This is a genomic window from Mesorhizobium sp. B3-1-8, from assembly GCF_006439495.1.
GTDB lineage: Bacteria > Pseudomonadota > Alphaproteobacteria > Rhizobiales > Rhizobiaceae > Mesorhizobium.
The window spans coordinates 1-13,478 of sequence record NZ_VFTK01000042.1 but is presented as its reverse complement, the minus strand read 5'-3'; the positions used below and the strand labels follow the sequence as shown (position 1 = coordinate 13,478).

Below are 13,478 nucleotides of genomic sequence, written 5' to 3'. Positions count from 1 at the left end.
TTGTTCTCCCTGCCCCGCCTCGCCTCAACGTCAATTCGCCGGTATCGATCCGAAGCGGATACGGAAGCGCCGGTTCTCGCGGCCTTTCTTCTCGATCTTGCCGATATGTATCTCGCCGACCTCGCCTGTCGACTTCACATGTGTGCCGCCGCAGGGTTGGCTGTCGATCGAGCCGTTGTCGCCGATGCAGACCAGACGGATTTTTCCTGTACCGACGGGTGGGCGGACGTTCTTCGATTTCACCAGGCCGGGATTGGCGGCGAGTTCCTCGTCGGTGATCAGCCTTGTGAAGATCGGATGATCGGCGCACACCAGCTCCATCAGCCTCGCCGTCACATCCTCCTTGGTGAAGCCGGCGTCGGGAATGTCGAAGTCGACGCGGCTGTCGTCCTCTGCGACCGCTGCCCCGGTGATTGGGAAAGGGCAAACGACAGTCAGCAGGTGACAGGCGGAGTGCATGCGCATCAGGAGGTGCCGCCGCTCCCAGTCGATCAGGAGTTTCAGCTTTTCGCCGACCGCGGGCAGCGCCTGCTCCGGTGCCGGCACATGGACGATCTCGTCCTTGGTCTCGCCGGTGATGGTGGCGGCGATCGCGATGCGGCCGCCATCGGCGCGCTCAAATATCCCGGTGTCGCCCGGCTGCCCACCGGACGTTGCATAAAAGACTGTCCGATCGAGGAGGATGCCGCCACGATCGTTGATCGCGACGACCTCGGCCTCCGCCGTCTTCTGATAGGCGTCGTCGCGAAACCGCGCCTCGGTTTTGTACGCCATCATGCCACCTTTTCGAACGGCACTGAAATATCGGCTTTTTCTTCCATCCAGCCCGGCACCGGAAGATTCTTGCCGCGCAGGAACTCCGGATTGAAGAGCTTGGCCTGGTAGCGCGTGCCGTAGTCGGCAAGGATCGTCACGATGGTGTGGCCTGGTCCGAGCTGGCGCGCCAGTCGGACGGCTCCGGCGATGTTGATGCCGGTCGAGCCGCCGACGCAGAGCCCCTCTTCCTGGATCAGGTCGAAGATAATCGGCAAAGCTTCCTCGTCCGGGATCTGGTAGGAGAAATCCGGCGTGAAGTCTTCCAGATTGGCGGTGATGCGGCCCTGGCCGATACCTTCGGTGATCGAGCTGCCATCGGATTTCAGCTCGCCGCTGGTGTAGAAACTGTAGAGGGCGGCACCCAGCGGGTCGGCGAGCGCGATCTTGACGTCCTTGCTCTTGCCTTTGAGCCCGAGCGCGACACCGGCGAGCGTGCCGCCGGAGCCGACGGCCGAGACGAAGCCATCGATCTTGCCGTTGGTCTGAGCCCAGATTTCCTGCGCGGTCGTGCGGATATGGCCGTCGCGGTTGGCGACATTGTCGAACTGGTTGGCCCAGATCGCGCCGTTCGGCTCCGAGCGCGCCAGTTGCTCGGCAAGGCGGCCGGACAGTTTTATGTAATTGTTGGCGTTTTTGTAGGGCACCGCCGGCACTTCGATCAGCTCCGCGCCCAGGATCTTGATCGTGTCCTTCTTTTCCTGGCTCTGCGTGTCGGGGATGACGATGACGGTGCGGTAGCCAAGCGCCTTGGCGACCAACGTCAAACCGATGCCGGTGTTGCCGGCAGTGCCTTCGACGATCAGCCCCCCGGGCTTGAGCAGGCCGCGCTGCTCGGCATCGCGGATGATGAACAGGCCGGCCCGATCCTTCACCGATTGGCCGGGATTCATGAACTCGGCCTTGCCGAGGATCTCACAGCCGGTCGCTTCCGAAGCTTTGTTGAGCCGGATCAGGGGCGTGTTGCCGATCGCTTCGATCACAGAACGGGGCATGCGGGATTCCTTCATGTGTGCGGCGAGACCCTAAAAACCGGAAGCCGCGGTTTCAAGGCAAGATTTTGCCTGGTCCAGTCGCATTCCGGATGGTGCAATGCTCGCGATCATTTCAACGTCATGCGCAAAACCGCTCTTTTCAACCGATTTCTCCGCCGCTAGAGCAAACCGGAACATTCGCAGGACATCCCATGGCACTCTACCGGGCCAATCCGAAAGACGGTGTCGCCTGGATCACGGGCGGCAGCAGCGGCCTTGGCCGGGCGTTGGCCAAGGATCTCGCCAATCAAGGCTATGCCGTCGCGGTGACGTCGCTGCCGGAAGATCCAGCCGACACGCTGATCGTCGAAACGGCGCAGATGTCCGGACATGTGAAGTCCTTTCCCTGTGACGTGACCGACGAGCAGGGCATGGCGCGCGCGGCCGCCGCGATCGAAGAACAGATGGGGCCGATCGTGCTTGCCGTCTTCAACGCCGGCAACTATATCGCCACACCCGGCGAGAACCTGGTGGTGCGCGATTTCCATCGCTCTTTCGCCGTGAACTATTTCGGCATCGTCAACGGCGTGGTGCCGGTCGTCGAGCATATGCGCGTACGCGGACGCGGCCATGTCGTCCTGGTCGGATCGGTCACCGCCTATTGCGGCTGGCCGACCACGGCGGCCTATGGCGGCACCAAGGCCGCGATCAACATCCTGGCGGAGTCGCTGAAATACGACTTCGACAAGATGAACATCCGCGTTCAGGTCATCAATCCGGGATTCGTCGACACGCCGCTGACCGAAAAGAACAAGCTGCCGATGCCGGGCCTCATGCCTGTGCATCGCGCGTCACGCCGCATGGCGCGCGGCATCAGGAAGGGCGGCTTCGAAGTCACCTTCCCGTACCACGTAAGCTTGCCCCTGAAACTGCTCAGCCTGCTGCCGCGGCCGATCTGCCGGTTCGTCATTGGTCTCACCACCCACTGGTGGGGGCGGCCATTGCATTTCGACCGCAGGCTGCCCGGCAAAAAAGATCCGCCCGGCGACAAGGCGACATAAGCCGGCGAAACGGCAATTGCCTGCCGGCGGGGACGGCCATAGGTTGAGAATCATTGCTTGGAGACTGTAATGGGGCGGCGGATCGTGCTTGCAGTGTTTGGCCTTGCAGTCGTCCTGGTCGCCGGTTTCGTCCTTGGCCCGCGCGTGTCGGTCGATACGACGATCCGTTTCAATCCGTCGGCGATCGGCGACGATCCGCAGGCCTATCTGGCGCGTGAAGAGGCTGCCGTGCCCCACATCCGCGACGGGCTCGACAAGGAGATCATCTGGGCGAACCCGATGGTCCATGCCAAGACGCCCTTGGCCATCGTCTATATCCATGGCTTTTCCGCCTCGAAGGGCGAGGTCCGCCCCTTGCCGGACGACATTGCGGATGAACTGGACGCCAACCTCTTCTACACGCGCCTGACCGGTCACGGTCAGGACGGCGCGGCAATGGCGCAAGGCAGCGTCAATGCCTGGATCAACGACTATGAGGAGGCGTTGGCCATCGGCCGCGCCATCGGCGACAAGGTGATCGTCATCGGGACCTCGACCGGCGGCTCGCTCGCGGCGTGGGCCGCAACGCAGCCGGGCGCTTCGGACGATGTCGCCGCGATCGCGTTCATATCGCCCAACTTCGGCGTCAAGGCCTCCGGCGCCGAGTTGCTGACCATGCCCTGGGGCGGGCAACTCGCCGATCTCGTTGGCGGCAAGGAGCGCAGTTTCCCCCCGCGCAACGCGCTCCACGAAAAATTCTGGACCACCAGATATCCGATGAAGGCGGTGCTGCCGATGGCCGCGCTCACGGAACTCGCTTATGGCGCGCCGGTCGAGAAGGCGACGATCCCGGCCCTGTTCATCTTCTCGGATTCCGACAAGGTGGTGCGACCCGACCGGACGCGCGAGATTGCCGGACGCTGGGGAGCTCCGCACGAGCTGGTGCCGGTCGACGATACCGGCGATCCGGACAATCACGTCATCGCCGGCGATGTGCTGTCGCCGCAGACCACGGCCTTTCTCACCCAGCGCATCTTGGTGTGGGTGAAGGCGCTGATGCAGCAGCAGTCAGGCGAGTGAAGTCAGGCCAGTGAAATGAAAAACGGCCGAAGCATCGCTCCAGCCGTTCCTGTTCGCGTGGTTCTGCTGGGCTCAAGCAGCCCGGTTCGCCGGACGCTTGCCGCCGAAGCGGCGCTTGCTGTTGCCCTTGAAGCGCTTGAAGCCGTCAGGCTTGCTCGAGCCATTCGGCTTGGCGGCAGCCGGGCGTTCGCCCTGCGGCTTCGGGGCGCGTTCGCCATGAGGCTTGCCGCCGAAACGCTTGTTGTCGCCACCGTTGCCAGGGCGGCGGCCATCGCGGCGGGCGCCGTGATGCTCGCGATCATTGGCCGGTTCGAAATGACGCTCGGTCTTTTCCCTGGGGTCGCGCTGCGGATCCGGGCTGCCGAGATGGTCGGCAACAACCGGCAGCTTCATGCGGATGATACGCTCGACCTGCCGCAGCTTGGCGTTCTCCGAAGGATCGCAAAGCGTGATCGCAATACCGTCCCTGCCGTTGCGGCCGGTGCGGCCGATGCGGTGGACGTAGCTCTCCGCCTCGTCCGGCAGGTCGAAATTCACGACATGGCTGATGCCGGGCACGTCGATGCCGCGCGCCGCGATGTCGGTGGCGACCAGGATGCGAACCGAGCCGTCGCGGAAATCGTTGAGCGCCTTCTGGCGCGCATTCTGCGATTTGTTGCCGTGGATGACGGCAGCCTCGAAACCGTCACGGGCCAGGTCCTTGGTGACGCGGTCGGCGCCATGCTTGGTGCGCGAGAACACGATCACCGAGCGCATTGCCTCGTCGGCCAGCATCTTGGACAGCACCTGGCGCTTCTGCTTGGTGCGGGCGAGCACCACACTCTGCACGATCTCGGCTGCCGCGGTGCTTTGCGGCGAAACTTCGATGCGGACGGGGTTCTTCAGCAAGCCCTTGGCAAGCTCTGCGATCTCATCGGGCATGGTGGCCGAGAACAGTGCCGTCTGGCGGTCCGGCGCGGTCGCCTTGGCGATGCGCTTGACGTCGTTGATGAAGCCCATGTCGAGCATGCGGTCGCCCTCGTCGAGGACGAGCCATTTGGTGTCGGCGAGGATAAGGTCGCCCTCGCGCACCAGGTCGGTCAGGCGGCCGGGCGTGGCGATCAGAATGTCGACGCCGGGCGCAACCTTCTTCACCTGGCTGAAGCGCGAGACGCCGCCCAGAACCAGCGCGGTCGAGACATGCGCGCCCTTGGCGAGGATCTTGATGGTATCCTCGATCTGCACGGCGAGTTCGCGCGTCGGCGCCAGGATGAGCGCACGCGTCGTCTTCGGCCGGCGCTTGGTGCCGAGCCCGATGATCTTGGACAGGATCGGCAACGCAAAGGCCGCGGTCTTGCCGGAGCCGGTCTGGGCGATGCCAAAAATATCGCGGCCTTCCAACTGCGGCGGGATCGCCTGCATCTGGATCGGCTTGGGATCGGCGAAGCCGGCGGCATGAGTGGCCTTCAGCAACGCGCCCGAAATTCCAAGTGCGGCGAAACCGTTCAGTTCCGCCATGTTTTCGTTGGTCAAAATATTCTTCTTTCACGCGGCCTTGTGGCCGCAAACATCAATGGCGGCAGGGCGCAACCTGCCGTCGGATAAATTATCAAGGAACGACAAGGCGGCGGACGATCGTCCGCGCGGCTGCGCTGTCGTGCCCGCAAGCATCATGCCTCGGGGCTTTTTCGCCAGCTTGCCGATCGACCAGGGCCGATTTGCCGGAAAGAGGGAAAACAGACGCAACCAGTCTCATTCGTCGAGAAGGCCGGATTCGTTCCCGGCCCAAGCGCCTATGCCGCTGCATATGGCCGAGTCCGGCCCGAAATGCAAGAGGCTTCATGTTGCAGTGCAACAAAAATGAGGGCGCTTGCGCTCTCCTATCCCGGCGATTACCACAAATCACTTATCCGTTTTGGGGACAGCGATGAAAGACGTGCTGAAGGAACTCGAGCGCCGCCGCGAGATTGCCCGCATGGGCGGCGGCAAGGACCGCATCGAGGCGCAGCACAAGAAGGGCAAGCTCACCGCTCGCGAGCGTATCGAGGTCTTCCTCGACGAGGGCTCGTTCGAAGAGTTCGACATGTATGTTGAGCACCGGTCGACCGATTTCGGCATGGAGAAGACCAGGATCGCCGGCGACGGCGTCGTCACCGGCTGGGGCACCGTCAACGGTCGCCCGATCTATATCTTCGCCAAGGATTTTACCGTGTTCGGCGGCTCGCTGTCGGAGGCGCATGCGGAGAAGGTCATCAAGGTCCAGGAGATGGCGCTGCGCAATCGCGCGCCGATCATCGGCCTCTATGACGCCGGCGGCGCGCGTATCCAGGAAGGCGTGGCGGCGCTCGGCGGCTATGCCGAGATCTTCCAGCGCAACGTGCTCGCCTCCGGGGTCATTCCGCAGATCTCGCTGATCATGGGTCCCTGCGCCGGCGGCGATGTCTACTCGCCTGCCATGACCGATTTCATCTTCATGGTGCGCGACACCTCCTACATGTTCGTCACCGGGCCGGACGTGGTGAAGACGGTGACCAACGAGACGGTGACCGCCGAAAGCCTCGGCGGCGCTTCCGTCCACACCACCAAGTCCTCGATCGCCGACGGCGCCTATGACAACGACGTCGAGGCGCTCTTGCAGATGCGCCGGCTGGTCGATCTGCTGCCGGCCTCCAACACCGCCGAAATTCCCGAGATCGAGTGCTATCAGTCGGTGACGGATCACGACCTGTCGCTCGACCGGCTGATCCCGGACAATGCCAACAAACCCTATGATATCAAGGAACTGATTCTGAAGGTTGCCGACGAAGGCGATTTCTTCGAGATCCAGCAGAGCTTTGCCAAAAACATCGTCACCGGCTTCGGCCGGGTCGACGGCCGCACGGTGGGCTTCGTCGCCAACCAGCCGATGGTGCTGGCAGGCGTGCTCGATTCCGACGCCAGCCGCAAGGCGGCGCGTTTCGTGCGCTTCTGCGATTGTTTTTCTATTCCGATCGTCACCTTCGTCGACGTGCCGGGCTTCCTGCCGGGCACCGCGCAGGAATATGGCGGGCTGATCAAGCATGGCGCGAAGCTGCTCTTCGCCTATGCCGAGGCGACCGTGCCGAAGATCACCGTCATCACCCGCAAGGCCTATGGCGGCGCCTATGACGTGATGGCGTCGAAGCATCTGCGCGGCGACATGAACTATGCCTGGCCGACCGCACAGATCGCCGTGATGGGCGCCAGGGGCGCGGTCGAGATCATCTATCGCAAGGATATCGGCGACCCGGAGAAAATCGCCGCGCATACAAAGACTTACGAGGATCGCTTCCTGTCGCCTTTCGTCGCCGCCGAACGCGGCTATGTCGACGAGGTGATCATGCCGCATTCGACCCGGCGCCGCGTCGCGCGGGCGCTGCGCATGTTGCGCAACAAGGACATGCAGAATCCCTGGAAGAAGCACGACAACATTCCGCTGTGAGAATGCCTCCTCCATCAGCCGAGAGGAAAACAACCGCTAGCATGAGCGCGGAGACGAAATGCGAATAACACTTGCGGCCCAGGGCCTTATTCCGTGCAAGGGCTATGGCGGCATCCAGCGGCAGGTCGAATGGCTGACCACGGAAATGGTCAAGATGGGGCATCAGGTGACGCTGATCGCCGGCCCGGGGTCGTCGCATCCGATGTGCGACGTCCGCCACGCGGTCACCAATGACGAGTGCCGCGCGGCCGTTCCCAAGGACACTGACATCGTCCATCTCCATGCCTGGAAGGTCGAGGTCCCCTTTCCGACGCTCAATACCGAGCGCGGCCACCTGCCGGACTATCCGAGGCCGCAGCCGAACTGGAGCTTCATCAGCGCCCGCCATGCCGAGCTGCATGGCCGCAAGACCTTCGTCTACAACGGCTTTCCGGTCGATGCCTATCGCCTGGCGCCGTCGAAGAACGAACATCTGTTTTTCATGGCGGCCATCGCGCGGGCCGGAAAGGGTCTCAACCGCGCGGTGGACCTCGCGAAAAAATACGATTTCAAGCTCGATATCGCCGGCGGCTCGCGCTGGAAGCTGCTTGGCCGCAGCAAGACCCGCCGCGAGGGTGTCTTCTTCAAAAGCCTGTCGTCGCGCTTCCGCTATCACGGCATGGTCGATGGCGAACCGAAGGTGCGCCTGCTGGGCGAGACCAAGGCCTTTCTGAACCCGATTTCGTGGGAAGAGCCATTCGGCAATGCGCCGGTCGAATCGATGCTGTGCGGCACGCCGGTCCTGACGACGGCACGCGGCGCGCTGCCCGAAACCGTCGATGCCGACACCGGCCGTTTCTTCGGCACGGATGAGGAGTTTGCGCGCGGTTTCGGCGAAATTGGCGGTTTGCCGGCACAAAGATGCCGCGAATCCGCGGCAGACAGGTTTCCGATCGAGAAGGCCGCAAAAGCCTATGTCGAGCTCTACCACCGCATTCTTGATGGCGAAGCGCTTCCGTGACAAATCATGCGGGCATTTCCCGTCGGCGATGGCCATTCCGGATCGAGAAGGTATCGCGCATTGCGTCCCATCCTGGTTTTCTGTCTGCCGGCGATCGGTGACTTCATCCGCTGCCACGCGGCTATCCAGATCATCGCCGAGAGATTCCCCGGGCAGCCGATCGATATCATCACCTCGAGGATCGCCGCGCCGCTGGCGCGGCTGATGCCGCATGTTCGCACGGTCTGGATAGCGGAGAAGGACTGGAAGCCAGGGCTGAAAGAGCGGGCGCGCCTGGCGCGAAAACTGCGCGAAGAGGATTATCAGGCAGCCTATATGCTCACCAGCAGCACCAAGACTTCGCTGGTGCCGTGGCTTGCCGGAATACCGGAGCGCGTCGGCTATCCGCGCGAGTTCCAGTTCGGCATCGTCAACCGCCTGCCCGCCGGCTGGCTGAAAGCGATGGTGGCCTTCGGTCCGCGCAAGACGCGGCTGGCGGAACAGGTCTGCGCAATCGCACGTCTCGGCAAAACGCCGGCCGAAGACGGGCCGTTGCCGGCTCCGCAATTGGTTGTTTCCTTCGAAGAGCTTTCCGGTTGGCGTCGGCGCAACGGCGTCGACCCGGATAGGCCGGCGCTCGCGCTCTACACTTCGGATTTTGCCAACAAGCGCTCATGGCCGATCGAACGCTTCGTCTCGATCGCGCGCGACCATGCTGCCCGCGGTTGGTCGGTTTGGCTGATCGGCGGGCCGCGCGAGCGGCAGGCCGCGGCGGAAATAAAGGCGCGACTGCCTGAGGCGATCGATTTCACCTCCACACCCGATATTGCGGAAGCGATGTGCCAGATCGCGGCCTCGACCGTCTTTCTCGGCGTCGACGGCGGCATTTCCCATGCCGCCGGCGCGCTGGGCGGTCCGTGCGTGCTCATCTACGGTTCGAACCGAGCCTATGTGCACGGTCCGGTCAACGAGCAGGTGATTTTCCTCGAGCCGCCGATTTCGACACCGGGTTGGGTGGAGAACACGCACGCAGTGACCGAAGACAGGGTTCGCGAGGCGCTCGCGGCGGCGGTCCGAAAAAACGCGCCGCAATTCGCCTGACCTATTCCTCGGCCGCCGCGCCGAAACCCGCGCCCAGGCTCGCGCGAGCCGTGGTCGTCCAAGGCGTGGCGTGGTTGTCGATGCGCATCTGGAAAATGAAATAGGTCGGCGAGCAGAAACCTATGCCTTTGACCTTGGCGGCGCCTGGCGTGTCCGCCGGCAGCGACTGGCACATATAGTCCTCGCGGCAGAAATGATCGGCCGAGCAAGCTGGGCGGTTGCCGCGGTTGACGGCGCCGCCAAGACATTGGTCGAAATTGTTGGTGGCCACGCAGATGTCGAACTTCTTGCCGCCGACCAGTCCGCAGATCTCGCTGGGCATCGGCTTGCCGGGTTTGAAGGCGGCGAAGGCGCGATCCTTGTCATCGCAGGCGCGATAGGCGAAGCCGCCTGGAACGCCGATCTTCGGCGGCCGGCAGGTATAGGCGGTGCGCGAGATCGCCGGCGCGAAGGCGGCGAACTGGCCGGTGATCTTGTATCGGTCGTTGAAAGGCTGTGCGCTGTTGCTGGCGATAGTTCCGGCCAGGCATGGGTGGCCGGAAAATATTTTGTCGCTCTCACTGGGCAGCAGGCATTGCGCCAATTTGGTTCTGACGCCCGAAGCGGTGGCGATCGGCATACAAACCGTGCCGGCGCCGCATTGCCAGGTGCCGCCGAAGCGACTTGCGTCTTCCGGCATCAGGCATGGCATCGCCGTTTCGGCCGGCGTGTAATCGACCTCTCCTGCATCTTTCCAGGCGGCTGGCGGGGCGAAGGAGAGCGGGCGGAAGCGGTTGGGCTCCTTGCCCTCGGCGGTCGCCTTGAGCCACGCCTCGCGGCGCGGGATCTCGGCATGCAGATGCGGCGAGATGCCGACCTCGAGGCGGTTCAACGGTGAGGTCGTGGCGTCGTCCAGACCGATGAAATGGAAGCCGGCGGTCGAGCCCGCCTGATGGCAGCCCTGACAGGCGCCGTTGTCGAGTCGCTCGACCAGAGCTTCCGGCGTGCGTACCAGTTTCAGATTGGAATAGTCGAGCCCGGCAAAGTCCTTCGGGTAGAACAACGGCGTGAACGGATGATTGGCTTGCCTGGCGCTGCCGAAGGTCGACCAGGAGATGACTTTCCGGGCGAGAAATTCATCCGGGATTTCGTAGACGCCGAGATCGACGGCCGCGGCACTGGCGCGAACATAGTCGGCAAGCCGTGCCTTGAGGCCGGCATCCTCGGCAAGCCGGGCCATATCCGGCGTATTTTCCAGCGGCTTCTCGCCGACCGTCGAACCGTCGATGCTGAAGATGCGCATCAGGTAAGCGGCCTGCCCGCCGAACTCGGTTTCCTGACCGGAAGGAAAGCGCGCAACCTGCGCGTTGAGCTCGAGCTGCTTGAAGGATAGCGAGACCTTCTCGAGCGGCCCGCCGGTCAGCCAGCCGGCATCGACCGTTTCGTCGAGCTGCGGCGTCCAGCGGCCGGCAGCGCCCACGCAGCCGCCATCGGCGTCTTGAGCGACGCGGTATATCGCGCTGAAGTTGAACGGCAGGCGCGAGGCCAGTTGCCCGCCGTTCTTCTTGAAGCTGTAGGCCAGGCGATAGATGAACCGCACCTCGCCGCAGCTCGTCTCGTTGCCAAGTGCTGCGAAATCGCGCCGGTCGAGCCGGTTGACGACGCCGACAAGGCGAAAGCGCGCGGCGTTCGTCTTCAGCCAGCGCATGTCGATGATGCGGCCGACATTGCCGTCGGTCACTTCATAGAGAGTGCGGCCGCCAGCCTTCATGTCGCCGCGCAACGCGGCGACGTCGCCGGCCACCGTGTCGACGATGGCGTGGTAGGCGGGCGCCTCGTCGTAGAGGGATTTCAGGTCGTCGCTGCCGTCGACGCCGAACAGGCCGGCGAAACCGTATCCCTTGGCGTCGAGCGTGGCGAGGATGCGCGGGTCGTCGACGATGGTGATCGGGCGGTCGGCGGCGCGCGCCGACTGCGTCGCGAATAGAGCCAGGAGAAGGACTACGATAGCGAGCACCAGCCGTTTCATCGGACAGCGCTCTCCGCCAGTTCGCGAAGAACCGGCACCATGGCCAGAGGCAGGTCCTCGGCTATCAAACCCGGCCCAAAACGGCTGCCGGCCTCGGCGTGGATCCAGACCCCGGCGCAAGCCGCTTCGAAGGCCGGCATGCCTTGCGCGAGAAGCCCGGCAATGATGCCCGCCAGCACGTCGCCCGAGCCGGCGGTGGCGAGCCAGGGCGCGCCATTGCTGTTGATCGCGGCGCGGCCATCCGGCGAGGCGATCACGCTGTCGGCGCCCTTGTAGACGATCACTGCGTTGGCGCGTCGCGCAGCTTCGCGCGCCTTGGCCAGCTTAGACAGAGCCTTGTCACCCGCAATGTCGGCAAACAGCCTGCCGAACTCGCCCTCATGCGGCGTCATGATCAACGCCGGTGCGTCCGGTCTGCCGGCTGCCTCGAACAGCGTCGCGGCCGCGTTGCGAAAAGACGTGATGCCGTCGGCGTCGAGCACGAGGCCCTCGACGCCGCCGTCCTGGCGTTTCCTGGCGAGCACGGCAAGGGTGAAATCGCGCGCCTTGTCGCCGATGCCGAAGCCGGGGCCGAGGACGAAGGCGGATGGTCTGCGATCGCCGATAAGGTCATGCACATCTTCGATCGCATCGACCTTGCGCAGCATGATCGAGGTCAGATGCGCCGCGTTGATCTGCATGGCGTTCGCCGGCGAGAGCACGGTGACAGCCCCTGCCCCGCTTCGGGCTGCCGCAAGCGCCGAAAGGCGCGCCGCGCCGGTCGCGGATGGTCCGCCTGAAAAGACGCTTGCATGGCCGCGCTTGTACTTATGCGAGTCGACGGCGGGAGCGGGAAAGTTCGCGAGCCAGAGTCCTGGCCGATTCTCGAAGGTGCGCGGCGCGACCTCGTCGATGATCTCGTCACGGATGCCAATGTCGGCCAACACGATCTCGCCGCATCGCTCGCGGCCAGGCAGAAGCAGGTGCCCGGGCTTCTTTCGTGCGAAGGTCACCGTGAGAGCCGCGCGAAATGCCGAGCCGAGGACTTCGCCGCTTTCGCCGGAAACGCCCGAAGGCAGGTCGATCGCGACAACCGGCAGGTTCATCCCGGTCACGATGTCGATCGCGCCTTTGGCGTCGCCGGACACCGTCTTCGACAAGCCTGCGCCATAGATCGCATCGACAACCAGCGAGCCAGTCTCTGCGGAGAAGGCCGAAAGCAGGTGCCGTTCCAGAGTGCAGTCAGCCGCCGCAAGCGCGGCATCGCCGCCTGCCCTCGGTTCGCCGGATGTCCACAGGGCTACATCCACGCCCGCCTCGGCCAGCAGCCGCGCCACGACATAGCCGTCGCCGCCATTGTTGCCGGGGCCGCACAATACATGCACCCTCGTTGCGGCCGGATAACGCGCCAGCGCGACGGCAGCGACCGCCTCGCCGGCACGTTGCATCAAGCGATAGCCGTCGAGCGGACCGGCCGCGATTGCCAGTCTGTCGGCTTCGGCCATTTCGGCCGGCGATAGAAGTTCATTGTACATGGGATTGCCGATCTCCATGCGATCAAGCATTGTCCAGTTTTCGGTTCGAAGCAAACCAGCGCGACCGCGCATCTGTTGCGCATCCGGTCGCATCCGGGAGGGGTTCCTGCCTGCAAATTGCGCTGGCTGCCTGTTTTTTGTGCGGACGTGAGGAGGGGTGATGTATAGGGTTTGGGCGTCCATGATGCATCCGATGCAGCGGATGACGCGAATGTGCATCCGGACGCGGCATGGGCTCGAAAACACCCCTCGCCGCCTGCGCTCCTCAGGATTGGCACGGTTCGTGCTTGATGGAGGCGCAAGCGGGGCACACAACCCGTCTTCTTGGCAGTGGAGGCCACTTTTTACATGAAAAAGATCGAAGCGATCATCAAGCCATTCAAGCTGGACGAAGTGAAGGAAGCGCTTCAGGAGGCCGGATTGCAAGGCATCACCGTCACCGAAGCCAAGGGCTTCGGCCGCCAGAAGGGTCACACCGAGCTTTATCGCGGCGCCGAATATGTCGTCGACTTCCTGCCCAAGGTGAAGAT

12 protein-coding genes are annotated in these 13,478 nt (G+C 63.7%); 7 read left to right on the top strand and 5 right to left on the bottom strand.

All coding sequences use genetic code 11. The annotated features are described in order from the left end of the window. Positions 1–30: 30 nt before the first annotated feature. The gene (locus FJ424_RS28660; RefSeq protein WP_140657271.1) at positions 31–774 is read right to left on the bottom strand and encodes an alanyl-tRNA editing protein; all 744 of its coding nucleotides are present in this window, start codon (positions 772–774) and stop codon (positions 31–33) included. Then, complete coding sequence (locus tag FJ424_RS28655) at positions 774–1,808, bottom strand: cysteine synthase A (protein WP_140657193.1); 1,035 nt, start codon at positions 1,806–1,808, stop codon at positions 774–776. Before FJ424_RS28655 ends, FJ424_RS28660 begins: the two co-directional genes overlap by 1 nt. Before the next feature lie 191 nt (positions 1,809–1,999). Here FJ424_RS28655 and FJ424_RS28650 point away from each other — a divergent pair, with 191 nt between their 5' ends. Further along, positions 2,000–2,848, top strand: coding sequence for an SDR family NAD(P)-dependent oxidoreductase (locus FJ424_RS28650; protein WP_140657192.1), 849 nt, complete (start codon positions 2,000–2,002; stop codon positions 2,846–2,848). Between the two features lie 69 nt (positions 2,849–2,917). Beyond that, entirely contained in the window at positions 2,918–3,907 is a 990-nt protein-coding gene (locus FJ424_RS28645) for an alpha/beta fold hydrolase (RefSeq protein ID WP_140657191.1), read from the top strand. A gap of 72 nt (positions 3,908–3,979) precedes the next feature. Here FJ424_RS28645 and FJ424_RS28640 read toward each other — a convergent pair whose 3' ends face one another. After that, entirely contained in the window at positions 3,980–5,404 is a 1,425-nt protein-coding gene (locus FJ424_RS28640) for a DEAD/DEAH box helicase (RefSeq protein ID WP_140657269.1), read from the bottom strand. Between FJ424_RS28640 and FJ424_RS28635 the strand changes: the two genes are divergently transcribed. The 4 genes from FJ424_RS28635 to waaF all read left to right on the top strand — a co-directional run bounded on the left by FJ424_RS28635 (position 5,403) and on the right by waaF (position 9,426). Beyond that, positions 5,403–5,750 (top strand): hypothetical protein, encoded by a 348-nt coding sequence (locus FJ424_RS28635; protein WP_140657190.1) that lies wholly within the window; start codon positions 5,403–5,405, stop codon positions 5,748–5,750. The two genes, FJ424_RS28640 and FJ424_RS28635, sit on opposite strands and share 2 nt — an antisense overlap. 63 nt (positions 5,751–5,813) lie before the next feature. Further along, positions 5,814–7,346 (top strand): acyl-CoA carboxylase subunit beta, encoded by a 1,533-nt coding sequence (locus FJ424_RS28630; protein ID WP_140657189.1) that lies wholly within the window; start codon positions 5,814–5,816, stop codon positions 7,344–7,346. A gap of 58 nt (positions 7,347–7,404) precedes the next feature. Beyond that, positions 7,405–8,346: a glycosyltransferase gene (locus FJ424_RS28625; protein WP_140657188.1), complete on the top strand. Its 942-nt coding sequence runs from the start codon at positions 7,405–7,407 to the stop codon at positions 8,344–8,346. A 60-nt stretch (positions 8,347–8,406) separates the two neighbouring features. Then, entirely contained in the window at positions 8,407–9,426 is a 1,020-nt protein-coding gene (gene waaF / locus FJ424_RS28620) for a lipopolysaccharide heptosyltransferase II (protein ID WP_140657187.1), read from the top strand. A 1-nt stretch (position 9,427) separates the two neighbouring features. Here waaF and FJ424_RS28615 read toward each other — a convergent pair whose 3' ends face one another. After that, entirely contained in the window at positions 9,428–11,434 is a 2,007-nt protein-coding gene (locus FJ424_RS28615) for a hypothetical protein (RefSeq protein WP_140657186.1), read from the bottom strand. Next, complete coding sequence (locus FJ424_RS28610) at positions 11,431–12,948, bottom strand: NAD(P)H-hydrate dehydratase (RefSeq protein ID WP_140657267.1); 1,518 nt, start codon at positions 12,946–12,948, stop codon at positions 11,431–11,433. The genes FJ424_RS28615 and FJ424_RS28610 overlap by 4 nt, the downstream gene beginning before the upstream one ends. Positions 12,949–13,296: 348 nt before the next feature. Here FJ424_RS28610 and FJ424_RS28605 point away from each other — a divergent pair. Continuing rightward, the coding region (locus tag FJ424_RS28605; protein ID WP_140700325.1) for a P-II family nitrogen regulator at positions 13,297–13,478 on the top strand (182 nt) is incomplete at its 3' end.

Excerpts from the sequence above, each read along its gene's own strand:
- FJ424_RS28660 (WP_140657271.1), bottom strand. The coding sequence starts at position 774 with ATGGCGTACAAAACCGAGGCGCGGTTTCGCGACGACGCCTATCAGAAG.
- FJ424_RS28655 (WP_140657193.1), bottom strand. The coding sequence starts at position 1,808 with ATGCCCCGTTCTGTGATCGAAGCGATCGGCAACACGCCCCTGATCCGG.
- FJ424_RS28650 (WP_140657192.1), top strand. The coding sequence starts at position 2,000 with ATGGCACTCTACCGGGCCAATCCGAAAGACGGTGTCGCCTGGATCACG.
- FJ424_RS28645 (WP_140657191.1), top strand. The coding sequence starts at position 2,918 with ATGGGGCGGCGGATCGTGCTTGCAGTGTTTGGCCTTGCAGTCGTCCTG.
- FJ424_RS28635 (WP_140657190.1), top strand. The coding sequence starts at position 5,403 with ATGTTTTCGTTGGTCAAAATATTCTTCTTTCACGCGGCCTTGTGGCCG.
- FJ424_RS28640 (WP_140657269.1), bottom strand. The coding sequence starts at position 5,404 with ATGGCGGAACTGAACGGTTTCGCCGCACTTGGAATTTCGGGCGCGTTG.
- FJ424_RS28630 (WP_140657189.1), top strand. The coding sequence starts at position 5,814 with ATGAAAGACGTGCTGAAGGAACTCGAGCGCCGCCGCGAGATTGCCCGC.
- FJ424_RS28625 (WP_140657188.1), top strand. The coding sequence starts at position 7,405 with ATGCGAATAACACTTGCGGCCCAGGGCCTTATTCCGTGCAAGGGCTAT.
- FJ424_RS28615 (WP_140657186.1), bottom strand. The coding sequence starts at position 11,434 with ATGAAACGGCTGGTGCTCGCTATCGTAGTCCTTCTCCTGGCTCTATTC.
- FJ424_RS28610 (WP_140657267.1), bottom strand. The coding sequence starts at position 12,948 with ATGTACAATGAACTTCTATCGCCGGCCGAAATGGCCGAAGCCGACAGA.